The organism is Nocardiopsis sediminis (genome assembly GCF_042650565.1).
Taxonomy (GTDB): Bacteria; Actinomycetota; Actinomycetes; order Streptosporangiales; family Streptosporangiaceae; genus Nocardiopsis_B; species Nocardiopsis_B sediminis.
The window spans coordinates 918306-942998 of the sequence record NZ_JBHSBH010000015.1 but is presented as its reverse complement, the minus strand read 5'-3'; the positions used below and the strand labels follow the sequence as shown (position 1 = coordinate 942998).

Here is a 24693-nt window from a genome sequence, read left to right as displayed (position 1 = left end):
CCCGCAACGGCGCGCGGCCCGCCCGGCGCCGCGCTCCGGTCCCCGCGCGCAGCGCGCGTCCGCCAGGGAACAGCGAACACCGAACACCGAACACCGACACGAGGACAGCGCACCATGACAGACGATCGGTTCCCCGTACTGCCCGCCGGCTTCCTGTTCGGCACCGCCACCGCCTCCTACCAGATCGAGGGCGCCGCCACCGAAGGCGGCCGCACCCCCTCCATCTGGGACACCTACGCGCACACCCCCGGCAACGTCCTGCGCGGCGAGACCGGCGACACCGCCTGCGACCACTACCACCGCTACCCCGAGGACGTCGCGCTGATGAAGGAGCTGGGCGTGGGCGCCTACCGCTTCTCCACCGCGTGGCCGCGCATCCGGCCCGGCGGGCGCGGGCCCGCCAACCCCGAGGGCCTGGCCTTCTACGACCGGCTGGTCGACGAGCTCTTGGCCGCCGGGATCGAACCGGTCGCCACCCTGTACCACTGGGACCTGCCCCAGGAGCTGGAGGACGAGGGCGGCTGGCGGGTTCGCTCCACGGCCGAGCGCTTCGCCGAGTACGCCCGCATCACCGCCGACCGGCTCGGCGACCGGATCACGCGCTGGATCACCCTCAACGAGCCGCTGTGCTCGGCCTTCATCGGCTACGCCGTGGGCCGGCACGCCCCGGGCGCCCGCGAGGGCACCCCCGCCCTCGCCGCCGCCCATAACCTGATGCTCGCCCACGGGCTGGCCGCCCGCGAGCTGCGCGCCTCGGCCGCGGCCCGGGGCGGCACCGCCGAGGTCGGCATCACCCTCAACCTCGACCGGCTGCTGCCCGCCACCGGCTCCGATGCCGACCGCGCGGCCGTCGACCGCGCCGAGACCCTCCACAACCGGGTCTGGCTCGAACCGCTCCTCAACGCCCGCTACCCGCACAACGAGGCCGAGACCTGGGGCGCCCTGGCCGACGGGTCCTACCGCGAAAGCGGCGACCTGGAGGTGATCGCGCAGCCGCTGGACTTTCTCGGCATCAACTTCTACCGGCCCGTCGTGCTGCGCGACGCCCCGCACCGGGAACCGGACACCGCCCTGCGCACCGCGATGGACATCGGTGCCGAGGAGGTGCCGATCGAGGGGGTTCGCTACACGACCATGGGCTGGCCGGTCGTCCCGGCCTCGTTCACCGACCTGCTCGTGGACCTGGACCGGCGCTACGACCTGCCGCCGGTGTACATCACCGAGAACGGGTCGGCCGAGGCCGACGAGCCGGACGCCGACGGCCGGGTGCACGACACCGGGCGCATTGACTACCTCCGCGACCACCTCGCGGCGGTCGCCGCCGCCATCGAGGCCGGGGTGGACGTGCGCGGCCACTTCGTCTGGTCGCTGCTGGACAACTTCGAATGGGCCTATGGCTACGAGCGCCGGTTCGGGATCATCCGGGTCGACTACGACACCTTGGAGCGGACCCCCAAGGACAGCTACCACTGGTTCCGCGAGCTGATCCGGGTGCACGGGCGGCGGCACGCGGGAGAGGCGGCGGCCCGATGAAGTTCACCGACGGCTTCTGGCTGATGCGGGAGGGCGTGCGCGCCCACTACGCCCGCGAGGCCCGCGGAACCAACGTCGCCGACGACCGGATCACCCTCTACGCTCCCGTCAAGCCCGTCCTCCACCGGGGCGACACCCTCAACACCCCGCTGATCACCATCGAGTGCTGGTCGCCCGCGCCCGGGGTGATCGGCGTCGAGGCCACCCACCTCGCGGGGGGCGTGCGCGCCAACCCCGCCTACGCGCTCACCCCCGATCCCGCCGCCGCGCCCACGGCCGTCCGCGGCGACGGGGCCGCCGAGCTGACCAGCGGGGACCTCACCCTGAGCGTGGCGACGGAAGGGCCGCTGCGGCTCGACTTCCGCGCCGGCGGGCGCACCCTCACCTCCGTCGACGCCAAGGGAACGGGGTTCGCCGAGACCCCGGACGGCGCCCACCACATGCTCACTCAGCTCGCCTTGGGCGTGCGCGAGCTGGTCTACGGCCTGGGGGAGCGCTTCACGCCGTTCGTGCGCAACGGGCAGGTCGTCGACCTGTGGCAGGCCGACGGCGGCACCAGCAGCGAGCAGGCGTACAAGAACGTCCCGTTCTACCTGACCAACCGCGGGTACGGCGTCTTCATCGACCACCCGGGACCGGTGTCGCTGGAGGTGGGGTCGGAGTCGGTGGGCCGGGTCCAGATGAGCGTCGAGGACCAGCGGCTGCGCTACTTCGTGATCCACGGGCCCACGCCCAAGGAGGTCCTGGCCCGCTACACCGCCCTCACCGGTCGTCCCGCTCTGCCGCCGCCCTGGTCGTTCGGGCTGTGGCTGTCGACCTCCTTCACCACCGACTACGACGAGGAGACCGTCAACTCCTTCGTCAAGGGAATGGCGGAGCGCGACATCCCGCTGAGCGTGTTCCACTTCGACTGCTTCTGGATGCGGGAGTTCCACTGGTGCGACTTCGAGTGGGATCCCGATGTCTTCCCCGACCCGAAGGGCATGCTGGCCCGGCTGCGGGAGTGGGGGCTGCGCGTGTGCGTGTGGATCAACCCCTACATCGCGCAGCGCTCGGCGCTGTTCGAGGAGGGGGCGCGCCTGGGCCACCTCGTCCGGCGGCCCGATGGGAGCGTGTGGCAGTGGGACAAGTGGCAGGCGGGGATGGCGCTGGTGGACTTCACCAGCCCCGCCGCGCGGGAGTGGTACGCGGGCAAGCTCCGCAGGCTGCTCGACATGGGGGTCGACACCTTCAAGACCGACTTCGGCGAGCGCATCCCCACCGATGTGGTGTGGGCGGACGGCTCCGACCCCCACGGCATGCACAACTACTACACGCAGCTCTACAACGAGACGGTGTTCGAGCTGCTGCGGCGGCACCGCGGCGACGGGGAGGCGGTCGTGTTCGCCCGCTCGGCCACCGCCGGCGGGCAGCGGTTCCCGGTGCACTGGGGCGGCGACTGCGCGTCGACCTTCGAGGCCATGGCCGAGAGCCTGCGCGGCGGGCTGTCGCTGGGGCTGTCGGGGTTCGGGTTCTGGAGCCATGACATCGGGGGCTTCGAGGGCACCCCCGATCCCGCGCTGTTCAAGCGCTGGCTGGCGTTCGGGCTGCTGTCCTCGCACTCCCGGCTGCACGGCAGCCGGTCCTACCGGGTGCCGTGGGCGTTCGACGGGGAGGCGGTGGACGTCGCACGCCTCTTCACCCGCCTCAAGTGCCGGCTCATGCCCTACCTGTTCGGCGCGGCGGTGCAGGCGCACGAGCAGGGGACGCCGGTCATGCGGGCGATGCTGCTGGAGTTCCCCGGCGACCCCGCCTGCCACCACCTCGACACCCAGTACATGCTGGGCGGCGACCTGCTGGTGGCGCCGGTGCTGAGCGCCGATGACACCGTGGAGTACTACGTGCCCGAGGGGGAGTGGACCCACTTCCTGACCGGCGAGACCGTCAGCGGGCCGTCGTGGCGGCGCGAGGCCCACGGCTTCGACTCCCTGCCGCTGCTGGTGCGGCCGGGGGCGGTGGTGCCCGTCGGCGCCGAGGACACCCGGCCCGACTACGACCACCTCAACGGCGTGACCCTGCGGGTATACGGGGCGGCGGCCGCGCCGGAGGAGCGGGGCCGAGCCACGGTGGGGGCCGAGGGCGCCGCTGCGGGCACGGCCACGGTGGTGCACGCCCCGGACGGGAGCCCCGCGGCGACGTTCACGACCCGGATCGCCGACGGCGCGGTCACCGTCACCACCGACCACGGGGACCCGCCCGCCTGGAACGTGCTCCTGGTGGGCGTGCACGCGCCCGGGGCGGCCCAGGGCGCCGCGGGCGTCCACGCGACAGCGGAGGGGGTGACCCTCGCCGCCGCCCCGGGCACCCGCGAGCTGCGGATCGCCCTGGCCTGACCCGTCCACCGGCCGAGGCCCCGGTTCCCCCTCCCACGGCGAAGGGGAACCGGGGCCTTTCACATGGGGTGCCGGGCCCCGGGGGCGCACCGGCCGCGGCGGGCTGCGCGAAGGCCCTGGTGGCGTGGGTCCAGGGGGCGCGGAAATTGGGCCCACGGGTTCACGACAGCGGCCGGGGCCGGGCATAAGGTTCCGGACGATCTTGAGAAACGCGCTGTTCACACCACCTTTGGAGGCGACATGCCCCAGCGCAGTGAAGGGAGCGACGGGAGCGGCATACGTCCCCGGTTCCCGGGCCGGTCCGACCGCGGGGCGGGGAAGATCGAGCTCGGGGCGGTGATCGCCCTGGTCACGACGGTCGTGGGGGTGGTACTCACCTTCGGGATCCCCGTGCGGGTCTACGCCCTGCTCGACGAGGCCATCTGCCGGGTGGAGACGCTGGCGGTGTGCACGCCGCCCACCGCGGCCGCGGCGATGCCCCACAACGGGATGGGTCCCGAGAACCCCGCCGGAACGGAGACATCGGAGCGTCCGGTCCCCGAAGGCGGCGACGGTTCCGTGTGCACGCCGTTGTGCGCGCCCGTTGCCGGCGACGCGGAGTGGCCGGAGCCGCCCCGCCACCCCGAGGAGGGCGCCGCCACCGAGTCCGACGAAGAGTTCGACACCGTGGAGCTGAGCGAGGTCTCGGGGTGCGACGGCTGGACCCTGTGCCTCGACCACGAACTGCAACGCGACTACCGCGACGCGCGCGACCTCGCGAACTCCTGGGCGTTCTCCGGCCGGGAGTACGCCGGGGACGCGCTGCGCCATTTCCTCGGGGCCTCCGGGGGGACGATGGAGATCGACGGCGAGGAGCTCCTGAGCGAGGTCCCGGAGTTCGGCGACGAGGTGGCCGGTGCCCACACCGACCTCGGCCTCCAGGCGATCGCCGAGGCGCGGGAGCAGGACGCGGACGGCCCCGTCACCTTCCCGGTCAACACCGGGTGGAACTCCTTCGGCACCGGCACCGACGGCACCGGGCACGTCTACGACGATCCCGATTGGGCCGCCATGCTCGGCACCTGGATGTACAACCACACCGGCGTGGTGACCGCCTACCCGCCCTCGGCGGCCGAGGGCGACTGGAGCTACGAGATCACCGCGCAGACCAACATCCGCAAGTACTACGACTGGGACCCGGAGGCGACCGAACCCGTGACCGGCGAGGGCCCGGATCCGGGCCGGTTCAGCGAACAGGACCTGTGGAACATGCACCGGGCCGGGATCGCCCGGGAGTTCTGGATCGAGGGCGCCGCGGTGACGTCCAGCCGGGGCGATGTGTAGCGCGGCGTTCCCGCCCGGTCCGGGCCCATCCGGGGCCCTGACGGGATGGGTCCGCGGTGCGGGGACTTGGGTCCACGGCCTCACGACACCGTCCGGTCGCCGACCTTAGGGTTCCGGTCACGTGCGTCGAATGCGCACCCCGCCGACCTTGGAGGACCCCATGCCCAGGCACCCCGATGGGAGCGGACCGCGCTCCGCCGGGCGGCCGCGCACCGATCACGGAGCGGGCATGGTGGAGTACGGGTCGGTGATCGCCCTGATCGCGATCGTCGCGGGCGTGGTCCTCACCGCGGGAATCCCCGGCCGGGTCTCGGGCCTGATCGACGGCGCCGTCTGCCGGGTCGAGACCCGGGAGGGGTGCGCGGAGCCTGATGGCGGCGCCGGAGAGGGCGACGGCGTCGATCCGGACGATCTCACGATCATGGCTCCCCCCGCCCCGGACGGCGGCGGACCGCCGGCCTGCGCGCCGCTGTGCGAGCCCGAGCCCGGCGCCGTGAACCTGGCGGACTGGCCCGAGCCGCCCGTCCATCCCGAGACCGGCATCGCCATCGAGTCCCACACGGAGTTCGACAGCGTGGAGATGGGCGAGGTGTCCGGGTGCGACTGGTGGACCCTGTGCATCGACCACGAGATCCAGCGCAAGTACCGCGACGCGCGCGGCTACGCGAACGGCGGGGCGATCGCCGGCCGGCACAACGCCAGCGAGGCGCTGCACCACTTCCTCGACGCCTCGGGAGAGACCATGGAGATCAGCGGCGAGGAACTGATCGACGATGTACCGGAATTCGAGGAGGAGGTCGAGGACGCGCACCGCGAGATCGGCCTCCAGGCGATCCGCGAGGCCCGGGAGCAGGGCGCGACCGGACCCCTCACCTTCCCGGTGAGCACCGAGTGGAACTCCTTCGGCTACGGCAGGGACGGCACGGGCTACGTCTACGACGACGCGGACTGGATCAACACGCTGGGGAGCTGGCGCTACAACCACACCGGCGAGGTCCGCGTGTTCCCGCCCGATGAGCCCGGCGGCGAGTGGACCTATGAGATGAGCGCGCAGACCAACATCGAGAAGTACTACGACTGGGACCCGAGGGAGACCGACCCCGTGGTGAGCGCCGGCCCGTTCCAGAGCCAGTTCAGCGAACGGGACCTGTGGAACATGCACCGGGCCGGGATGGCCCGGGAGTTCTGGATCGAGGGATCGCACGTGACGACCAGTGAGGGGAGCGCGCCGTGAGCCGGCCCGACCGCCCCATGACGACCCGTTCCGCCGTCCTGGCCGCGGCGCTGGCGGCGGTGTCCGCCCTCGCCGGCTGCGGCGCGGATGCGGAGCAGGCACCGCCCACCGACCTCCGGCCGAGCCCGACCGGGCCGCCCGCCGAGCAGCTGGCCGAGTTCACCGGGCTCACCCCGCCGGACTCCGCCGAAGGGCTGGAGGTGGCCTTCGCGACCACCGACGACGGCCGGCTGCGCATGGAGGGGTCGTTCGCCACCGACCGCGCGGGCGCCGAGGCGTTCTGCGCGGCGGACGGCATCGGCGCCTACCCGGACCCGGAGGGGCCCGACGAGGAGGACCGCGAGGCGTTCGGCACCGCGGAGGAGACCGTGGACGGCTCCACCTCCTGCCGCGGCGCCGCCCTGGACTCCAGCCAGGTGCAGCGCGACGTCCTGGTGCTCTACCCGGCCGAGGACCAGGCGTCGGTGCACGTTCTGGCCTACGAGTACGAGTGAGCGGGCCCGGGCCCGGGGCGTGGCCGGGCCGGGTCGGCGCGTCGTCGGCACCCTCCCCTTCGGGGAGGGTGCCGACGCGCGTTACAGGGGGCGCAGGGAGGACATGATGCCGTCGACCGTCTCGGACGAGGTGGCCTGGTCTCCCGAGGTGTCGGAGTAGACGACGAGGGTGTAGACGTCGTCACCGCTGGGCGCCAGGAACGCGAAGACGGTCGCCTGAGCCTGCGCCGGGTAGCACGGGTGCTCGGCGACCTGGACGGTGGCGGTGGTGCGGTGGCCTTCGAGGCCGTTGGCGGCGAACTCGGCGGTCTCGCCCACCTCCACCTCCGGCTCGCCGCTGTCGTTGCCGTAGCCGGCCTCGGCCCATTCACCTGCCAGGAACATCGACATCTCGGCGGTGTCGACGACCTCTCCCGCGCCGGAGGTGCCCGACATGGCGGGCGCGGGCGGGTAGTCGTAGCAGGGCTCCTCGCGGGCCCCGTACTCCGCGGCGCCGCTCATGGCGACCCGGGGGGAGTAGCCGAACGGGGCGTCGGGGTCCTCCTCCTCGAAGCCGACGGTCAGATCGGGGGCGTGCGCGAACCAGTCGTCGGGGATGTCGTAGGCCACGCCCCGCTCCTCGACGGCGACGCCCTTCCAGCCCGCCGTCGCCGCTTCGACCAGCGCCTCGGGGTCGTCGGCGGTCGGGGTGGTGACCGGGACGGGGCTCGCGTCGGCGGAGGGCGAGGCGGACGCGGCGGCGTCCGCGCCCGCCGCCTCATCCGAGCCGGTGAACAGGTCCACATCACGGAGGTAGATGGCGACCAGCACGATGATCGCCACGGAGAGGGCGCCGATGAGCGTGCCGACGGCCATCGCCATGCCGCGGCCGCCGGCGCGCCCGTTGGGGGAGGGTTCTGAAGGGGTCATGGCTGGTGAGACGGTGCGCGCGCGATTCCCGTTCCCGCTCCGGCCGGACGGGGCCCGCGCGGCGGCGTGCGGGCGCGCACGGCACGGCGTGAACGGGCGACCTGCGGTGATCCCGCGGCCCATGACAACTGTCATCGGGGCGGGCGCGGAGTTGTCATGCCGGGAGCGGGAGAACCTCACCGCCCGGCGATGACATCGCCGTCTACCAGGCCGGTCCCGGGGCCGCGAAGGTGGTGGCCATGACCTCGACACGCACAGATGCAGACGGCGGCACCGGGCCGCCTCCCCCGGGGACCGCACCGCACGGCCCGGTGCCCGACCCCCGCCGCGCGCGCCCCGGCCGCGCCCCCGGGCGGGTCTGGGCGATCGCACTGGCCATCGGCGCGGCCGTCGCCATCGCCGCCTACGTGGTGATGCCCGCCGGGGGCCCGGGGCCGGTGGAGCTGGAGGGCGACGCGGACCTGGCCGCCACCGTCGCCGAGGCCATCGAGGGCCGCGAGACGCAGGTGCAGGGGCTGAGCGTCACCGTCATCGACGGCGACGACACCGCCGCGGTGACCGGCGGCACCGCGGACGGCTCGGCGCCCGTCACGGCCGACACCCCGTTCGAGACGGGGTCGGTGTTCAAGGTCGTCACCGCGATGGCCCTCGCCGACATGGCGGACGACGGAACCACCTCCCTCGACCGCACCCTCGGCGACGTCTTCCCCGACGTGGAGTTCGCCTCCCCCGACACGGCGGCCATCACCCTGGAGCAGCTGGCCAACCACCAGTCCGGGCTGGAGCGTGTGCCCGCCGAGGTGCTGAGCTCGGCGTCGAGCCACACCTTCCTGACCACCGACCCCTACCGGGCCTTCCCGCCGCTGACGGAATCGCTGGCCGCCGCGGTCCCCCGGAACCAGGGGGAGTGGGCCTACTCCAACTTCGGCTTCGCCGTCCTGGGCGAGGCCCTGGCCCGCGAGGCCGGGACGTCCTATGCCGAGGTGGTGCACGAGCGCGTGCTCGGGCCGGTCGGCATGGACGACACGTTCATCCTCGGCGCCGACACCGACACGGTCCCCGAGGGCGCCGCCCTGCCGCACATGGAGGCCGGCGCGCGCTCCCAGCCCTGGAACGCCGTGGAGTACGCCCCCGCCGGGATCGGCACGTGGACGACGCCCGCCGACCTCGAACGGTTCGTGCGCGCCCTGATGGACGGCACCGCCCCCGGCATGGCGGCCACCGAGGCGGCCTACGACGGCCCGGCCGAGGAGACGCGGCTCGGCCTCGCCTGGATGACCACGGACTTCGGTGACGGCGTGCAGCTGGTGCAGCACAGCGGCGGCACGTTCGGGTCGACGGCGTTCGTCGCGTTCCAGGACGACCGCGGGGTGATCGCCCTGTCCAACAGCTTCCAGATCGACGTCTCCCTCGTCGGCCCGCGTGCGCTCGGCGCCCCCGAGGTGGTCACGGTCGCCGAGGGCGGCATGTCGTTCTCGCCCGCAGTGGGCCTCGGGACCACGCTGCCGATCGTCCTGCTGCCGGTGCTGCTCGCCGTGACGCTGATGGTCCGCCGCCGCACGCTCATCGGACAGCGCCCGCTCGACCGGCTGCGCATCGTGTCGATGCCGCTGGGCGCCCTCGCCGTGCTCCTGGCGGCGCTGCGCACCGGGAGCTGGGTCTACACACCGCCCGTGCTGTGGGCGCTCGCGATCGGCGCCGTCGCCGCCTCGGTCGCGGTCGGCGCCTGGTTCTGGCCGCGCGTCGCCGTCAACGCGGCCCGCTGGCGGTGGCTGCACGCCGTGTTCTTCGCCGTGTCGGTCGCGGCGTCGCTCACGCTGGGCGGGACGATGCTGTACGGGCTCGCCGCCGCCAACGGCTGACCGGGAACGGGCGGCGGGGCGGGGACGCTCCCGCCCCGCCGCCCGTTCGCCGTGACGCGGAAGGCCCCTGAGGGCGGGGTCAGCCGGCCGCGGCCAAGGCGTCGCAGACCTCCAGGAGGCGGGCGCGCAGCGCGCCGCCCCGCTCGGCGAAGGAGCGCTGGGCCGCCACGTACTCGGCCTTGCCCTCGGCGGTCTCGATGCGCACCGGGGCGTAGCCGTAGGCGGCGAGGTCGTAGGGCGAGGCGCGCATGTCCAGTTCGCGGACGTCCTTGGCGAGCTCGAAGCAGTCCACCACGAGTTCGCCGGGGACCGCGGGGGCGAGCTTGTAGGCCCACTTGTACAGGTCCATGGTGGCGTGCAGGCACCCGGGCTGGTCGAGGTCGGCCTGGCTCTCGCGCGTGGGCCGGAGCAGGTTGCGCGGGCGCGCCTCGGGGGTGAAGAAGCGGAACGCGTCGTAGTGCGAGCAGCGGATCCGGTGGGATTCCACGACCTGGTCCGTGCCCTCGGGGCCCAGGCGCAGGGGGACCGCGGAGTGGCGCACGTCGCCGGGGCCGGGCCGGTAGACCATCGCCCACTCGTGGAGGCCGAAACAGCCCAGGTGGGCGGGGCGCCCGGCGACCGCACGCAGCAGCGATCCGATGAACGCGGCGGTCCGGCCCCGCGCAGCAATGAACGCCGCGGTGTCCAGGCCCACGCCGGTGACGGCCCGCCCGTTCTCGTCGGCGGTGTCGACCTCGGTGTACCAGCGCTCGCCGAGGCGGTCGCGGGCGGCGTCGCCGAGCAGCACGGCGCCGATCCCCGGGTGCCACCGGCGCAGGTGGGCGGGCTTGTGGCTGTAGTAGGTGAACAGGAAGTCCTCGACGGGGTGCGCGACCCCCTCGGCGCGGCGGCGCAGGTGGCCGGCGAGCAGCGCGTCCACGCGCGCGTGGTGGGCGCGCTCGCGCTGACGCCAGGTGCCCGCCGGGAGGGCGGCGGTGGCCTGCGCGCTGGCGCTGGAGGTCGGAGTGCCCGTTTTCATCGCCTTCCAGGGTAGGCACGGCCGTGCACATCTCGCGCCCGGCGGCCGTGCGGGAGGTCGTCGTGGTGCCGTGTTCTCCGGGCGCGGCGGGGTTGTCCACAGCCGCGGAATCGGACTGGTGGCGCGGGACGGGGGCGGCCGATCCTGGATGTGGCGGGACCGTCCCCGCCGCCCGCGACCCTGAGGAGCGCCCGTGGACCACACCATCGTGACCCTGGTCGGCCGTCTCACCCGCGACCCCGAAATCCGGATCCTGGGCGACGGAACCCCGCTGTGCGGGTTCACCGTGGCCACCACCCCGCGCTTCTTCGAGCGCACCACCGGATCCTGGCGCGATCACCGCACGGTGGTGCTGCGCTGCTCGGCCTGGCGGCGCCACGCCGCCAACATCGCCGTCACCCTGGCCCGGGGCATGCGGGTGATCGTCACCGGCGAACTCCGGCGGCGCCGCTACACCGACCCCCAGGGCACGGTCCGCGCCGTGACCGACCTCCGGGTGCACGATGCCGCCCCGGCCCTGCGGTGGGCCACCGCCCGGGTCGAGCGCCAGGAGCCGGGGGAGGATCCGCCTCTGGTGATGCCCCGTGCGCGCGGTGCCGACCCCTGGGCGCAGAGCGCCCGCCGGCGGTCCGTGCACGCCGCGGCCGGCGAGCCGCCGTTCTAGGGGCGCCGGGCGGCGCCCCCCGGCGCCGTCAGTTGGTGTGCTGGATCGGCAGGTGGCGGCCGAGGTAGCCGATGTAGATGCGGTTGGTGGTCTGGGGGCCGAGATGGGGATAGAAGTACAGGCGGGGGCAGATCCCGTACTCGGTGTCGAGCTTGATGTGGGCGAACATCGGCACCTCGCCGCTGGGGTCCACCTGGTGGGGCACCTTGAACACCCGCTTGTCGCTGAGCTTGTCGCGGTTGCGCACGTGGTCGCTCTCCTGCGCGGCCAGCCGCCGCACCGGGATCGCGCGGTAGCCGTCGGGCGGCTCCCGCAGGTAGGCGTGGAAGCTCAGGCTGCTGTCGGGGTGGCCCATCTGGTAGCGCGCGTAGTCGTCGAGCGCCAGCAGCGCCTCCCACGCCCGCGCCACCCACAGGTTCTCCTTGCGGCTGCCCGTCAGCTCGCGCACGGTGTCGCGGTCTTCGATGGTGAAGAACAGGTGGGGGAAGTAGTGGTCGTCGGTGATGCGCTCCAGCAGGTCCTCGACCTTCTGCGGCGGGCGCTGGCGCGGGTCGGGCGGCACGGCCTCGGCCGCCAGGCGGTACAGGCCCTCCTCGTGCAGCCGCCCGCGCAGCCAGGTCAGCTCGTGGCGGACGGCGTGCAGCGCCTCGCGTGCGGAGTCGAGCTCCTCGGTCAGCTCGGTCAGCTCCGCGGCCAGCCGCTCGCGTTCGCGCGTGAGCTCGGTGGTGCGGGTGTTGAGCCGGCGGGCCTCGGTACCGAGCCGCTTGGCCTCCAGCGCCTTGTCCGACAGCCGCCCTTTGAGGAGCATGATGATCTCGGTCACCTGCGGCGAGGCCGACATCAGCGGTGTGGGGCGCGACGGCACCGTGGGGTCGGAGTCCTCTTCCTCCTGGATGAACACGTCGATCTCCTCCTCGTTGAGGAGGGAGTCGATGTCGCGCAGGGCCGGCGGCAGCGGCGAGTCCAGCGCGTTGTCGCGCACCGATCTTGCCAGCGCCAGGCTCACCCAGGCCCGGACCCGGCCGCCGTCGCGCGCGGAGTCGAGCGTGTGCGCGCTCATGCGGGGGTGGCGCAGGCCGTCGGAGGCGTCGGAGAACTCCACCCGCGGCAGGAAGGTGCGCACCCCGCCGTGGGGGACATCGAACCCGTGCGGCAGGAGCGCGTCGACCTGCTCCTGGGCGGCGGCGTCGAGCACGTAGCCCGCGCACATGCCCGTGGAGCGCGACAGCACCCCGCTCATGGTCTCGCGCCAGCCCGCCACGGTCATGTCCGCGGGCGGCACGCTGACCACCACGGCCAGGTGGCGGCCGGGGTCGCCGATGGAGTCGATCAGCGCCCGCACGGCGCCGTCCTCCTTGCCGCGCACGATCTTCGGCTCGGCCGGGAGCCGGTGCCCGCCGTCGAAGCCGGGCACTTCGTCGAGCAGCATGCGCACGGCGTCGGGCGGCGCGATGTCGAGCCGCTCGCTGCCCGACAGGTCGCTGCGGGGATCGGCGGTCATGTCGATCCAGATGTAGCGGTGGGCCAGCCGCTGCGGGTCCGACACCGCGGTGACGGTCGTGCGCCACACCCCATCGGGCTTGTCCGACTCCGTGGTCAGCCGCAGGAAACTGATGTCCTCTTCGCGGTTGTCGTGCCGGAGCACCATGGCCCGCGAGCGCTTGCTCAGCTCGTAGGCCCCGGAATGCGTGAACGACACCCGGGCGCCCGCCGTGCCGCGCTTGCTCAGCCACTGCGAGAGCACGGTCGAAGTCGAGGCGATCACATCGTGGTCCTGGGGGACGGTGACGATGCTGCGGTAGACGAGGGACACTCCTGCTCTCCCGGTGGGTCACAAGATCCGGAGGGCCTCGGAGCGGTCTGGCCTGGGATGTGGTGGATGGCCCTCATCGACCACTGTGGCCTAACCGGGGCGGATTCGCCAGACACGACCGAGGCCCGGAAACGATCAAAGCGCCGGCGCCGCGCGCCGCCGCGTCCGGCCGGCCGTCGCGTGCCCGCCCCGGGGCCGGCACGCGACGGCGCAACGAAATGGCAGGTCAACGCGTCAGCACGTACCGGCCCAACTGCATTCGAGGTCGGCGTCGGGTGCCGACGGCGAATCGTCGGTGCGCGCGGCCAGGCCGGATGTGGTCGGCGACCAGCGGGAGAATTCCGCCAAACGGACGGCTATCGCGTCCTGGACACCCCGCGGGGCCGCGCCCGGGTACTCGTTGTTGATGACCGCGAAGGCCAGCTCCTCGCCATCGGCGCTCGTGACATACCCCGACAGCGAGCTCGCCCCGCTGAGCGTGCCGGTCTTGGCCCGCACGTTGCCCGCGGCGGCCGTGCCCCGCATCCGGTCGGCCAGGGTGCCGCCGACCATGCGGTTCGACACCCCCGCCACCGGCAGCGACCGTTCCCACGTGCCGAACCACGGCTCGTCCTGCACGGCCTGGAGGACGTCGATCACGGTGGCGGCGTCGAGCCGGTTGGTCCGCGACAGCCCCGACCCGTCGTGGGCCTCGAACCCGGTCCGGGCGACACCGATCCGCTCCAGCGCCGGGCCCAGCTCCGCGAGCCCGGCCGCCCAGGTGCCCTCACCCGCGGCCGCGCGCCCCATCGCCTTCACCAGGATCTCGGCGTGGCCGTTATTGGACAGTTTCATCAAGGGCAGGACCAGGGCGCCGAGTTCGCGGGACTCCCGCTCGGCCAGCGGCACGGTGTCGCCGGGCGCGGTGCCGCGGCCGATGTCGCCGAGCACCTTCACCCCACGCTCCTCCAGCGCCGCCGCGAACAGGTGCACCGCGTGGTCGGTCGGCTCGTGCACGGTGCGCAGATCGGTGAAGGGCTCGCCGCCGGCGGGCAGCACGCCCGCAGCGGTGAACACGTTGGTCTCCGGGGCGCGGGTGATGTCGGCGGTGGCCTCGGCGTCGGGCGCCCCCGTCCGCGCCGCGTTCTCGATCGACAGGTTGCCGGCCATGGGGTCCAGCTCCACGTCGACCGGGTCGCCCTCGGCGGTGCCGGGGCTCGCGGTGACGTTCACGACCCCGGTGTCGAGGTCCTCGTTGGCCGCCACCGTGAGCGCGGAGATCTGCGCCGCGTAGTAGTACGGCTCGTCGTCGGCCTCCCAGTCGGGGGCCAGGCGCTCGGTGTCGAACCAGGTGTCGTCGGCCAGCAGGTCGCCGGTGACCTCGGTCACCCCGGCGGCGGCCACCCGGGCGGCCAGGCGGTCGAAGGCGTCGCCGGTCAGGCTGGGGTCGCCGGTCCCGGCCAGGTAGAGGTCGCCCTCGACCCTCCCGTAAGCAGGGGCCTCGGCGGCGGAGACGGTGGTGGTGAAGGTGTGGCCGGCCCCGAGCACGTCCAGCGCCGCGGCGGTGGTCAGCAGCTTGATGTTCGATGCGGGGATCAGCGGGGCGGCGGCCTCGTTCTCGTAGAGCACGTCGCCCTCGGAGACGCTGGCCACGGCCACCCCCGACAGCGCCCCCTCCAGAGCGGGGTCGGCCAGCAGCGCGTCGAGGTCGGAGCGGAGGTCGGCGGTGCCGTCGGCGGTGTCGGCCGCGACCGGAGAGGCCAGCGGCACCGCGATCGCGACGGCGGCGACCAGCGGTAACGCCAGCCGCAGGGGGTGGGATGGTAAGCGGGTGGCCGTCATGAGGGCAGCCCTTCGTCGGATGGCGCGGTCGGCCGCAACGTCGAGACGCATACGGCCTTCCAGCGGCAATCTACACCGCGAGCGATCACGTGGGAACGAGGAGTGTCCGCGGAACCGCGCGACTCGGTAGTGGGCCGGGCCTTGTGACGCTAGTCTCATCGAACGCCCACACCCTCCTGACCACAGCGTTCGCGAGGCCGCTTATGACAGAACGAGACGACGGCGCACCTCCCGCGTGCCCGTGGCACGCCGACGCCGTTCCGCTGTACGAGACGGTGTCCGAACCGGATCGGAGGCGCGTCTGGGAATCCCTGCGCTCCCGGTTCGGTCAGGTCGCTCCGGTGCTCCTCGAGCCCGGCCTGCCCGCCTGGCTGCTGCTCGGCTACGAGGAGAACCTCGAAGTCCTCCGCGACTGGGGGACCTTCTCCCGCGATACCCGCCGCTGGAACGAGATCCGCGACGGCCGGCGCAAGCTCGACGCCGGGCTGCGCCCGGCCATGGGCTACCGCAAGAGCGCCATCTACTGCGACGGCGCCGAGCACGCGCGGCTGGCGGCGCCGATCAACGACGCGCTCTCCCGGCTGACCGACACCCGGATCCGCACCGACATCACCGAGGCCGCCGACACGCTCATCGACGACTTCTGCGCCGAGGGCAGCGCCGACCTGGTCGCGGACTACGCCGACCTCCTGCCGGCCCTGCTGATGAACCGCTTCTTCGGCTTGGAGGACATCTACGGCTACGTCCTCGGTGAACTGTCGGGGATCATCTGGACCAACGACAGCGCGCGCGGCGCCGATGCGGTCGTCCAGCTGCGCAACTACTTCGGCGGCCTGGTCATCCGCAAGCGCGAGACACCCGGGCCCGACCTCACGAGCTGGATGATGGAGCACCCCGTCGGCCTCACCGACCGGGAGATGGCCGACCAGCTGGTGCTGCTGTCGGCGGCGGCGCAGGAGCCCGCGGCCAACCTCCTCGGCAACGTGCTGCGCGAGCTGCTCGTCGACCCCGACGTCGCCCGCGAGTACGCCAGCGGCGGCCTGCTCCTGGACGACATCGTCAACCACGTCATCTGGACCGAGCCGCCGATGCAGGCGCTCTGCGCCCGGTTCCCGACCCGCGATGTCACCATCGACGGCACCCGCATCGCCGAAGGCGAGCCGCTCATCATCGGCTTCGCCCCGGCCCACCACGACCCCCGGTTGCGCGATGCCCGCGACGACACCGGTGCGCCGCTGCCCTCCGGCCACAACAGCGCCCACCTGATGTGGGGCGCCGGGGAGCACCGGTGCCCGGCGCAGTCACTGGCGCTCCAGGTGGTGGCCATCGGTATCGAGCGGCTGCTCGACCGGCTCTCCGGGGTGCGCCTGGCGGTCGACCCCGGCGACCTGCGCTGGCGCCGCGAACTCCTCTCCCGGGGCCTGACCTCGCTGCCCATCGAGTTCACGCCGGTCCCCCCGCCGGTCCGCCCGGCCCAGACCGTTCCCGCGGCGGCGCGCCCCGCCGACGACGGCGAGCCCGCGGCCCAGACCAATGACCTGCTGCACCGGGTGATGCGCTGGTGGCAGGGCAGCGGTAGGAGGCGGCGCCGCTGACCGGCGACCGGGGCACCGTGCCACTGCACTCTGGACAACGGTGCCCCGGATCGTTGGCCGGGACGGACAAGAGGCGGGTGCGCCGCCCGCGTTAGCGTCATGGACATGTCCACACGCCCGTTTTGGCTGGCCGGAAGTGCCGCGACCGGCGACACCGAACTCACGGTGCTCAACCCCTACACCGGGGAGACCGCGGGGACCGCCGCCGTCCCCTCCACCGCCCAGATCGAGCAGGCGGTGGCCGCCGCCGATGCCGTGGCGCCGCAGGCGGCGGCGCTGCCCGCGCATGTGCGCGCCGAGGCGCTGGCGCACGTATCGCGCCTCCTGGCCGAGCGCGCCGAGGAGATCGCCGCGCTCATCACCGCCGAGAGCGCGAAGCCGATCACCTGGGCCCGGGTCGAGGCCGCCCGCGCCGTCTCGGTGTTCCGCTGGGCGGCCGAAGAGGCCCGCCGCGACAGCGGCGAACTCCAGCGCCTCGACACCGACCCCTCGGCGACCGGCCGCATCGCCCTCATCCGCCGGGTCCCCAAGGGCCCGGTCCTGGGCATCTCGCCGTTCAACTTCCCGCTGAACCTCGTCGCCCACAAGATCGCCCCCGCGATCGCGGTGGGCGCCCCGATCATCCTCAAGCCCGCGCCGGCCACACCGCTGAGCGCCCTGGTCCTGGGCGAGATCCTGGCCGAGACCGACCTGCCCGCGGGCATGGTGTCGGTGCTGCCCATGCCCAACGAGCGCGCCGCACCCCTCATCACCGACCCCCGCCTGCCGGTCATCTCCTTCACCGGCGGGCAGTTCGGCTGGGAGCTCCAGCGCCTGGCGCCGCACAAGCACGTCACCCTGGAGCTCGGCGGCAACGCCGCGGCCGTCGTGCTGCCCGACGCCGACCTCGACTGGGCGGCGCGCCGGATCGCGGTGTTCGGCAACAACCACGCCGGCCAGGTCTGTGTCGGCGTCCAGCGGGTCATCGTCGACGACCTGGTCTACGAGGAGTTCACCGCCGAACTGGTGCGCCGCGTCGAGGCCCTGCGCACCGGCGACCCCGCCGACCCCGCGACCGAGGTGGGCCCGCTCATCGACGAGAACGCGGCGGTCCGGGTGGAGTCGTGGGTGCGCGAGGCGGTGGAGGCGGGCGCCACCCTGCTCACCGGCGGCCGCCGCGACGGCGTGAGCGTCGCCCCCACGGTGCTCGCCGACGTCCCCGACGACGCCAGAGTAGTCCGCGACGAGGTCTTCGGCCCGGTCCTGGTGGTGCAGCGCACGAGCGGAGTGGACGAGGCGTTCGCGAAGGTCAACGCCGGCGACTACGGCCTCCAGGCCGGGGTGTTCACCCGCGACCTCCAGGTGGCCTTCCGGGCCCACCGCGAACTGGAGGTGGGCGGGGTGGTGATCGGCGACGTGCCGTCCTTCCGCGCCGACCAGATGCCCTACGGCGGCGTCAAGAAGTCGGGGGTCGGCAAGGAGGGCCTGGCCGCCGCGATGGCGGACCTGACCTACGAGCGCGTCCTGGCCCTGACCGGCGTCCAGCTGTGATGCTGGGCCCCGCCGCCGCGCCGGGCCGGGCGCGGTCCCCGGTCCGGCGCGGCGGCGGGGTCACAGGGACGCGGCGCGCCGGTAGAGGTCGCGGGCCTCGTCGCCCAGGCGCGGACCGTACTGGGTGCGGGAGTCGTCGGCGTACTTGAAGCTGACGACCGATGTGATGGTGCCCGTGCCATTGCCGGTGTTGAAGTCCGACAGCCACGGTCCCCCGCTGGACCCTTCGGTCATGGTGCAGGCCATGCCGTTGGCGGTGGTCCCGCCCTGGTCGGGGCGGGTGGACCCGGAGCAGTAGTGGAGGCTGCGGCCGTTGTAGCGGCCGGTGGAGGGGTAGCCGAAGGCGTAGACGGGGTCGCTCTGGCCCCGGTCGAAGGCGATCTTCTGCGCACCGGTGCGGCTCTGGACGTGGTCGCCGCCGTCGGTGCCCAGGACGGCGAACCCGAAGTCGAAGCTGTCGTCGGCCTGGTCGGACCACTCGGGCGCCACCAGCATCTCGCGCGCCGGGTAGCGGCCGTAGGGGCTGTCGCCGTCGGCGTAGCCGGGGGCGAACGTCCAGTTCTTGGCCCAGGCGCCGGTGCCGTCCTTGAGGCAGTGGCCCGCGGTGACGACGGTGTCCTTGTTGCCGGCGTTGACGACCGACGCCGAGCAGGTGAAGTCGCGTCCGTCCATGGTGAGGAAGACCCGGCCCGTGGTGCGGGTGACCTTGCCGCCGGCCGTCCAGCGCGTTCCGGTGCTGTCGGGGCGCGGCGCGGCCTGGGGCGCGATGACCTGCGAGGCGGGCAGCGGCAGGTCGCGGGTGACACCGTCGAGGAGGCTGCCCAGCGGCTCGGCCGCCGCCATGCGCTCGGGTGTCCAATAGGCGAGCATGTCGCGGGGGTCCTCGCCGGCCGCCGCCGTGGAGTGGACGACCTCGTGGACGCTGGAGGGGGGTGCCGGATCCGCGGCGGCGGAGGGGGCACCGAGCACGGCGACCGCGACCGCCGCGAGCGGTCCCAGGACTTTGTAGGCGAGAGTCATGGCATTGGATTTTGCCATACTCAGCGTGACGAATCGGCTACTCTTCGGCTAGTCTTCTCGGTTGATCGGCGATCACCCCGCGCGCCGGGCTCGCCGACGCCGCCGGACCCGCCGATACGGCGTGCCGCCCGAACGAGGTGCCACACCGCCACGTGGCCCGCAAGCCCCGCGCCCGCGCCCTGCATCGCCCCGACGAGCACGCATCGCACCAGGTCGTAGGAGCTGACAGCGGCCCGCGGCGACATCCCGAGCGCCACCGCCCCCGCGGCCGAGGCCAGCGCCACCGCCGCGACCGCGCACCAACGGGCCGCCGGCCGCAGCGCCGCGACCGGCCGCTCCGCCGGCGGGGTCGCCCGCAGCCGCAAGCGCGCCCACACCGCCAGCGCCGCCAGGCCGCCCGCCGAGCTCACGTACATCAGCACGTTGTAGACCCGGTGGGGCCCCACGACGCTCGCCTGGAGCGCCGGCAGCAGCTGCACCCCGGCCCCGCCCGGCTGGGTCACCGAGTCCCAGAGGATGTGCGTGGCCGCGCCGATCAGCAGTGCGGCGCCGGCCGCCGCAGCATGGCGCCGGGTCAGCGGGGCGGGTGCGGCCGGGATCCGCTCGCGGACCGTCCGCGGGGCGAGCGCGGCCACGGGTTCGCGCACGGCGGTGCGCACGACCAGCAGCACCGCGGCGCCCAGCACCACGTCCACCGGCAGCCCCCATGGGGCGTGCGTCCCGAGCGACGGCATCGGCAGGTAGTAGGGCAGATCGGGGACGACCGCGCCGACCGCCAGCGCCGCGAGCGGCAGCCGCGTGCGGGCCAGCGGCAGCACCGCCGCCACATGGCTCACTGTGAAGGGCATTGGGCAAGTATCCGGCCATCGCCGAGTGGGCGTTCCCGGGGTAGGCCAGAATGGAGGGGTGCGAATCGCGGAACGACTCCTCCAGGACCCCACCCCCTCCCAGCGGCGCGAGGTCGTGATCCTCGGGTCGACCGGCTCCATCGGCACCCAGGCCATCGAGGTCGTCAAGGCCGACCCCGGCCGCTTCCGGGTGACCGGCCTGGCAGCCGGCGGCGGCCGGATCGACCTCCTCGCCGACCAGGCGTGCGCCCTGGGCGTCGAAGCGGTGGCGGTGGCCGACCCCGCCGCGGCCACCGCGCTCGCGGAGCTGCTGCGCGAGCGCGGCAGCGCGGCGAAGGTCCTCGCCGGCCCCGAGGGGGTCGCCGAACTGGCCGCCTTCCCCTGCGACGTCGTCCTCAACGGGATCACCGGCGCCCTGGGCCTGGAGTCCACCCTCGCCGCCCTGCGCGCCGGCCGGCTGCTCGCGCTGGCCAACAAGGAGTCGCTCATCATCGGCGGCCCCCTGGTCCGCGAGGCCGCCCAGCCCGGCCAGATCGTGCCCGTCGACTCCGAGCACTTCGCCCTCTCCCAGTGCTTCCCCCGGCCCCCCGCGGCCGAGCTGACCAGCCTGGCCCAGGGCCAGGTCGGCGCCCGGCTCGACGAGGTGCGCCGCCTGGTGATCACCGCCAGCGGCGGCCCGTTCCGCGGGCGCACGCGTGCCGAGCTCGCCGGGGTCACCCCCGAGCAGGCCCTCGCCCACCCCACCTGGAGCATGGGGCCGGTGATCACCGTGAACAGTGCCACGCTGGTGAACAAGGGCCTGGAGGTGATCGAGGCCCACCTGCTCTTCGACGTCCCCTTCGACCGCATCGAGGTCGTGGTCCACCCCCAGTCGGTCATCCACTCCATGGTGGAGTTCACCGACGGCTCGACCCTGGCGCAGGCGAGCCCGCCCGACATGCGCATCCCGATCGCCTACGGCATCGCGTGGCCGCATCGGGTCAGCGGCGCCGCGCCGGCGGTCGACTGGACCACCGCGCAGACCTGGACCTTCGAGCCGCTCGACCCCGACGCGTTCCCCGCGGTCGGCCTCGCCTGCGAGGTCGGCGCGGCGGGCGGGACCGCCCCGGCGGTCTACAACGCCGCCAACGAAGAGGCCGTCGCCGCATTCCTCGATCGAAGGCTGGCATTTCCCGCGATCGTGGACACCGTTGCGCGGGTAGTCTCGGAGCAGCAGCGGGCGGCCCCCGGTGCAACCCTGTCGCCGGCCGACGTCTACGCGGCCGACGAATGGGCCCGCATCCGCGCCCGGGAGCTGATCGCCCGGTCCGCATGAGGAGAGGTACATGGTCGCGCTACTGACCGCGCTCGGGATCGTCCTGTTCTTCATTGGCCTGCTGCTGTCCCTCGCCTGGCACGAGCTCGGCCACCTCGCGACCGCCAAGATGTTCGGCATCCGCTGCACCCAGTACTTCGTGGGCTTCGGGCGCACCCTGTGGTCGACCCGCAAGGGCGACACCGAGTACGGCGTCAAGCTCGTCCCGCTGGGCGGCTTCGTGCGGATGGCCGGGATGATCCCGCCCTCCCAGCGCGCCCAGGACACCTCCGGCAAGCCGATGTCGCGCTGGCGGGCGATGATCGAGGACGCCCGCGAGGCCTCGCAGGTCGACCTCGAACCCGGCGACGAGGACCGCCAGTTCTACCAGCGGGCGCCCTGGAAGCGCGTCATCGTCATGGCGGCCGGGCCGGGGATGAACCTGATCCTGGCGGTCGTGCTGTTCACCATCATCCTGATGGGCGTCGGCCTGCCGCAGAGCACCACCACGGTCGACACCGTCGCCGAGTGCGTGCTGCCGGCCGACTCCACCGCCCGCGACTGCCCCGCTGACGCCCCGCCCACCCCCGCCGCCGAGGCAGGCCTGCTGCCGGGCGACCGCATCGTGGAGGTGGGCGGCAGACCCACGCCCGAGTGGAACCAGGCCAACTCCGCGATCCGCGACTCCGTGGGGCCCACCGAGATCGTGGTGGACCGCGACGGCGAGACCGTCGCCTTCGAGGCCGACCTCATCGAGAACGACGTCGTGGCGCGCGACTCCGAGGGCGAGATCGTCTTCCGCACCGACGCCAACGGCGACCCCGTCACCGACGAGCAGGGATACCAGATCCCCGACACCCAGACCGCCGGCTTCCTCGGGATCACCTTCGCCCAGGAGCGCAGCCCGCTCGGGGTCGCCGACACCGCCGCCTACATGGGCGACGCCGTGGTCGGCGTGGGCCGGGCCCTGTGGGAGCTGCCCTCGAAGGTGCCCGGCGTGTTCCGCGCCGCCTTCATGGGCGAGGAGCGCACGGTCGACTCCCCGGTGGGCATCGTCGGGGCCTCGCGCATCGGCGGCGAGGTGCTGGCCCAGCCGATCCCCGTCACCGACCGGGTGGTCTTCCTGGTCAACATGCTGGCCGGGGTCAACCTGTTCCTGTTCGCGTTCAACATGCTGCCGATCCTGCCGCTCGACGGCGGCCACATCCTCGGCGCGCTCTGGGAGTCCGTCCGCCGCGGCTTCGCCAAGCTGTTCCGCCGCCCCGACCCCGGCCCCTTCGACGTGGCCCAGATGATGCCGGTGGCCTACATCGTGGTCGCGTGCTTCGTGATGTTCAGCGTCATGCTGCTGATCGCCGACGTGTTCAACCCGGTACGCCTGGTGCAGTGACGCCGCAGGCAGGCGCCTCCTCGAGGACCGCTCGACGACATGGGGCGTGAATCCCCGATTTTCCTCATGTCGGCGTAATGCCCTGCTCAATACGGGTAGCCTGTGCGGTGGAAGGGGAGCCCGGGATCGAGCCCGGCTTCCGTCCGGTGGCGCCGTGCCCTGGTACCGGCCGCCCGGACTTCAACGGCCTTCAAACGACGCCGCCGGCCGATACCCCGGCGGCCGACGAGGTGAAATCGCGTGTCCGTCGATCTCGGAATCCCTGTCGCCCGTCCGCGCCCGTTGGCGCCCCGGCGGCGGTCGCGGCAGATCATGGTCGGCAACGTCCCCGTCGGCGGGGACGCCCCCGTATCGGTCCAATCGATGACCACGACCCTGACCTCCGACATCAACGCCACCCTCCAGCAGATCGCGGAGCTCACCGCGAGCGGCTGCCAGATCGTGCGGGTGGCGGTCCCCAGCGCCGACGACGCCGAAGCCCTGCCGATCATCGCGCGCAAGTCGCAGATCCCGGTGATCGCCGACATCCACTTCCAGCCCAAGTACGTCTTCGCCGCGATCGACGCCGGCTGCGCCGCGGTGCGGGTCAACCCGGGCAACATCCGCAAGTTCGACGACAAGGTCGGCGAGATCGCCAAGGCCGCCGGCGACGCCGGCGTGCCCATCCGGATCGGCGTCAACGCCGGCTCGCTCGACAAGCGCCTGATGGAGAAGTACGGCAAGGCCACCCCCGAGGCGCTGGTGGAGTCCGCCCTGTGGGAGTGCTCGCTGTTCGAGGAGCACGGGTTCCGCGACATCAAGATCTCGGTCAAGCACAACGACCCCGTCGTGATGATCAACGCCTACCGGCTGCTCGCGCAGCGGTGCGACTACCCGCTGCACCTCGGTGTGACCGAGGCCGGGCCCGCCTTCCAGGGCACCGTCAAGTCGGCGGTGGCGTTCGGCGCGCTGCTGGCCGAGGGCATCGGCGACACCATCCGCGTCTCGCTGTCGGCGCCCCCGGCCGAGGAGGTCAAGGTGGGGGCGCAGATCCTGGAGTCCCTGGGCCTGCGCGAACGCGGCCTGGAGATCGTGTCGTGCCCCAGCTGCGGGCGCGCGCAGGTCGACGTCTACACGCTGGCCGAGCAGGTCACCGCGGGCCTTGAGGGCATGGAGGTCCCGCTGCGCGTGGCGGTCATGGGCTGCGTCGTCAACGGCCCGGGCGAGGCCCGCGAGGCCGACCTCGGGGTCGCCTCCGGCAACGGCAAGGGGCAGATCTTCGTCAAGGGCGAGGTCATCAAGACCGTCCCCGAGTCCAAGATCGTCGAGACCCTGATCGAGGAGGCCATGCGCATCGCCGAGGACATGAAGGACGAGGGCGCCGCCTCCGGCGCGCCCTCGGTGTCCGTCGGCGCCTGACACGCCCGTGCGGGCGGGTGGCCGACGCCGCCCGCCCGCACGTCGCGGCCACTAGCAGCCGGTGCTGCTGGTGATCGAGGTGTTCCCGTAGTACCGGACGCTGACCCCGTTGAGCACCACGCGCACGGGGGTGCCGTTGGTGCGCTGCTCGTAGTGCAGGTGCGGGCCGGTGGACCCGCCGGTGCTGCCCACGCGGCCGATCACCGTTCCGGTGCTGACCGACTGGCCCACCGACACGTTGAACGAGTTCAGGTGCGCGTACAGCGTGGTGATCCCGCTGCCGTGGCTGACGATGATGTACTTGCCGTAGCTGGTGTTGCCCAGGTCGCGGACCGTCGTGACGGTACCCGACGCGCTGGAGCGCACCCGCTGGTTGAGGGCGCTGCTGCGCTGGAAGTCCACCGACAGCTGCGGGTTGTGGTTGGTGCGGGTGTTGGCGTTCCACGTCTGGCCGCAGTCGAACGGGGTCCGCAGGTTGATCGCGGCCAGCGCCTGCTGGTCGGCTCCCGCGGTGACGTTGAACGTCGTGGTGAGCAAGGCCGCGGAGGCAATGACCACGCCGATCCGGCGTGCCG

At 73.2% G+C, this 24693-nt stretch carries 19 protein-coding genes; 12 read left to right on the top strand and 7 right to left on the bottom strand.

Features of this window, described 5'->3' with window-relative positions:
• The first annotated feature begins 114 nt into the window (after nucleotides 1–114).
• From ACFOVU_RS26635 to ACFOVU_RS26615, 5 genes are all read left to right on the top strand, one after another.
• Nucleotides 115–1533, top strand: a complete 1419-nt coding sequence (locus ACFOVU_RS26635; protein WP_378537985.1) for a GH1 family beta-glucosidase — start codon at nucleotides 115–117, stop codon at nucleotides 1531–1533.
• Nucleotides 1530–3905 carry an alpha-xylosidase gene (yicI, locus tag ACFOVU_RS26630; protein ID WP_378537983.1) on the top strand — a complete coding sequence of 792 codons (2376 nt, stop codon included), beginning with the start codon at nucleotides 1530–1532 and terminating at the stop codon, nucleotides 3903–3905. Before ACFOVU_RS26635 ends, yicI begins: the two co-directional genes overlap by 4 nt.
• 240 nt (nucleotides 3906–4145) lie before the next feature.
• On the top strand, nucleotides 4146–5228 hold the full coding sequence (locus ACFOVU_RS26625) for a hypothetical protein (RefSeq protein ID WP_378537982.1): 1083 nt from the start codon (nucleotides 4146–4148) through the stop codon (nucleotides 5226–5228).
• Between the two features lie 160 nt (nucleotides 5229–5388).
• Nucleotides 5389–6462 (top strand): hypothetical protein, encoded by a 1074-nt coding sequence (locus tag ACFOVU_RS26620; RefSeq protein ID WP_378537981.1) that lies wholly within the window; start codon nucleotides 5389–5391, stop codon nucleotides 6460–6462.
• A complete protein-coding gene (locus ACFOVU_RS26615) occupies nucleotides 6459–6956 on the top strand; it encodes a hypothetical protein (protein WP_378537980.1) in 498 nt (165 codons plus the stop codon). Before ACFOVU_RS26620 ends, ACFOVU_RS26615 begins: the two co-directional genes overlap by 4 nt.
• 81 nt (nucleotides 6957–7037) lie before the next feature.
• Here ACFOVU_RS26615 and ACFOVU_RS26610 read toward each other — a convergent pair whose 3' ends face one another.
• On the bottom strand, nucleotides 7038–7865 hold the full coding sequence (locus ACFOVU_RS26610) for a hypothetical protein (RefSeq protein WP_378537979.1): 828 nt from the start codon (nucleotides 7863–7865) through the stop codon (nucleotides 7038–7040).
• Between the two features lie 239 nt (nucleotides 7866–8104).
• Between ACFOVU_RS26610 and ACFOVU_RS26605 the strand changes: the two genes are divergently transcribed.
• Nucleotides 8105–9727 (top strand): serine hydrolase domain-containing protein, encoded by a 1623-nt coding sequence (locus tag ACFOVU_RS26605; RefSeq protein ID WP_378537977.1) that lies wholly within the window; start codon nucleotides 8105–8107, stop codon nucleotides 9725–9727.
• Between the two features lie 79 nt (nucleotides 9728–9806).
• Here ACFOVU_RS26605 and ACFOVU_RS26600 read toward each other — a convergent pair whose 3' ends face one another.
• On the bottom strand, nucleotides 9807–10745 hold the full coding sequence (locus ACFOVU_RS26600; RefSeq protein ID WP_378537976.1) for a 3-methyladenine DNA glycosylase: 939 nt from the start codon (nucleotides 10743–10745) through the stop codon (nucleotides 9807–9809).
• A gap of 193 nt (nucleotides 10746–10938) precedes the next feature.
• On the opposite strand from ACFOVU_RS26600, the gene ssb reads away from it, so the two are divergent.
• Nucleotides 10939–11409: a single-stranded DNA-binding protein gene (ssb, locus tag ACFOVU_RS26595; RefSeq protein ID WP_378537974.1), complete on the top strand. Its 471-nt coding sequence runs from the start codon at nucleotides 10939–10941 to the stop codon at nucleotides 11407–11409.
• Nucleotides 11410–11437: 28 nt separating this feature from the next.
• Here the strand turns inward: ssb and ACFOVU_RS26590 are convergent, their stop codons facing one another.
• Together ACFOVU_RS26590 and dacB are read right to left on the bottom strand one after the other, a co-directional pair.
• Entirely contained in the window at nucleotides 11438–13222 is a 1785-nt protein-coding gene (locus ACFOVU_RS26590) for a hypothetical protein (protein ID WP_378537972.1), read from the bottom strand.
• A 234-nt stretch (nucleotides 13223–13456) separates the two neighbouring features.
• Complete coding sequence (dacB, locus tag ACFOVU_RS26585) at nucleotides 13457–15043, bottom strand: D-alanyl-D-alanine carboxypeptidase/D-alanyl-D-alanine endopeptidase (RefSeq protein ID WP_378537971.1); 1587 nt, start codon at nucleotides 15041–15043, stop codon at nucleotides 13457–13459.
• 203 nt (nucleotides 15044–15246) lie between these two features.
• On the opposite strand from dacB, the gene ACFOVU_RS26580 reads away from it, so the two are divergent.
• Together ACFOVU_RS26580 and ACFOVU_RS26575 are read left to right on the top strand one after the other, a co-directional pair.
• Nucleotides 15247–16638 (top strand): cytochrome P450, encoded by a 1392-nt coding sequence (locus ACFOVU_RS26580; RefSeq protein ID WP_378537969.1) that lies wholly within the window; start codon nucleotides 15247–15249, stop codon nucleotides 16636–16638.
• A gap of 105 nt (nucleotides 16639–16743) precedes the next feature.
• On the top strand, nucleotides 16744–18168 hold the full coding sequence (locus tag ACFOVU_RS26575) for an aldehyde dehydrogenase family protein (protein WP_378537968.1): 1425 nt from the start codon (nucleotides 16744–16746) through the stop codon (nucleotides 18166–18168).
• A 60-nt stretch (nucleotides 18169–18228) separates the two neighbouring features.
• Here ACFOVU_RS26575 and ACFOVU_RS26570 read toward each other — a convergent pair whose 3' ends face one another.
• Nucleotides 18229–19188: a trypsin-like serine peptidase gene (locus tag ACFOVU_RS26570; protein ID WP_378537967.1), complete on the bottom strand. Its 960-nt coding sequence runs from the start codon at nucleotides 19186–19188 to the stop codon at nucleotides 18229–18231.
• A 20-nt stretch (nucleotides 19189–19208) separates the two neighbouring features.
• Nucleotides 19209–20036 (bottom strand): DUF4184 family protein, encoded by an 828-nt coding sequence (locus ACFOVU_RS26565; RefSeq protein ID WP_378537966.1) that lies wholly within the window; start codon nucleotides 20034–20036, stop codon nucleotides 19209–19211.
• A gap of 115 nt (nucleotides 20037–20151) precedes the next feature.
• Between ACFOVU_RS26565 and dxr the strand changes: the two genes are divergently transcribed.
• The 3 genes from dxr (at nucleotide 20152) to ispG (ending at nucleotide 24118) form a co-directional block, all read left to right on the top strand.
• On the top strand, nucleotides 20152–21351 hold the full coding sequence (gene dxr, locus ACFOVU_RS26560) for a 1-deoxy-D-xylulose-5-phosphate reductoisomerase (RefSeq protein ID WP_378538229.1): 1200 nt from the start codon (nucleotides 20152–20154) through the stop codon (nucleotides 21349–21351).
• Between the two features lie 10 nt (nucleotides 21352–21361).
• Complete coding sequence (locus tag ACFOVU_RS26555; RefSeq protein ID WP_378537964.1) at nucleotides 21362–22720, top strand: M50 family metallopeptidase; 1359 nt, start codon at nucleotides 21362–21364, stop codon at nucleotides 22718–22720.
• A gap of 240 nt (nucleotides 22721–22960) precedes the next feature.
• Nucleotides 22961–24118, top strand: coding sequence for a flavodoxin-dependent (E)-4-hydroxy-3-methylbut-2-enyl-diphosphate synthase (ispG, locus tag ACFOVU_RS26550; RefSeq protein WP_378537963.1), 1158 nt, complete (start codon nucleotides 22961–22963; stop codon nucleotides 24116–24118).
• 51 nt (nucleotides 24119–24169) lie between these two features.
• Here the strand turns inward: ispG and ACFOVU_RS26545 are convergent, their stop codons facing one another.
• Nucleotides 24170–24655: a M23 family metallopeptidase gene (locus ACFOVU_RS26545; protein ID WP_378537961.1), complete on the bottom strand. Its 486-nt coding sequence runs from the start codon at nucleotides 24653–24655 to the stop codon at nucleotides 24170–24172.
• Nucleotides 24656–24693: the final 38 nt, after the last annotated feature.

Bases quoted from the DNA above. Each gene is read 5' to 3' on its own strand.
- ACFOVU_RS26635 (WP_378537985.1), top strand. From the start codon at position 115: ATGACAGACGATCGGTTCCCCGTACTGCCCGCCGGCTTCCTGTTCGGC.
- yicI (WP_378537983.1), top strand. From the start codon at position 1,530: ATGAAGTTCACCGACGGCTTCTGGCTGATGCGGGAGGGCGTGCGCGCC.
- ACFOVU_RS26625 (WP_378537982.1), top strand. From the start codon at position 4,146: ATGCCCCAGCGCAGTGAAGGGAGCGACGGGAGCGGCATACGTCCCCGG.
- ACFOVU_RS26620 (WP_378537981.1), top strand. From the start codon at position 5,389: ATGCCCAGGCACCCCGATGGGAGCGGACCGCGCTCCGCCGGGCGGCCG.
- ACFOVU_RS26610 (WP_378537979.1), bottom strand. From the start codon at position 7,865: ATGACCCCTTCAGAACCCTCCCCCAACGGGCGCGCCGGCGGCCGCGGC.
- ACFOVU_RS26605 (WP_378537977.1), top strand. From the start codon at position 8,105: ATGACCTCGACACGCACAGATGCAGACGGCGGCACCGGGCCGCCTCCC.
- ACFOVU_RS26600 (WP_378537976.1), bottom strand. From the start codon at position 10,745: ATGAAAACGGGCACTCCGACCTCCAGCGCCAGCGCGCAGGCCACCGCC.
- dacB (WP_378537971.1), bottom strand. From the start codon at position 15,043: ATGACGGCCACCCGCTTACCATCCCACCCCCTGCGGCTGGCGTTACCG.
- ACFOVU_RS26580 (WP_378537969.1), top strand. From the start codon at position 15,247: ATGACAGAACGAGACGACGGCGCACCTCCCGCGTGCCCGTGGCACGCC.
- ACFOVU_RS26575 (WP_378537968.1), top strand. From the start codon at position 16,744: ATGTCCACACGCCCGTTTTGGCTGGCCGGAAGTGCCGCGACCGGCGAC.
- ACFOVU_RS26570 (WP_378537967.1), bottom strand. From the start codon at position 19,188: ATGACTCTCGCCTACAAAGTCCTGGGACCGCTCGCGGCGGTCGCGGTC.
- ACFOVU_RS26565 (WP_378537966.1), bottom strand. From the start codon at position 20,036: ATGCCCTTCACAGTGAGCCATGTGGCGGCGGTGCTGCCGCTGGCCCGC.
- ACFOVU_RS26555 (WP_378537964.1), top strand. From the start codon at position 21,362: ATGGTCGCGCTACTGACCGCGCTCGGGATCGTCCTGTTCTTCATTGGC.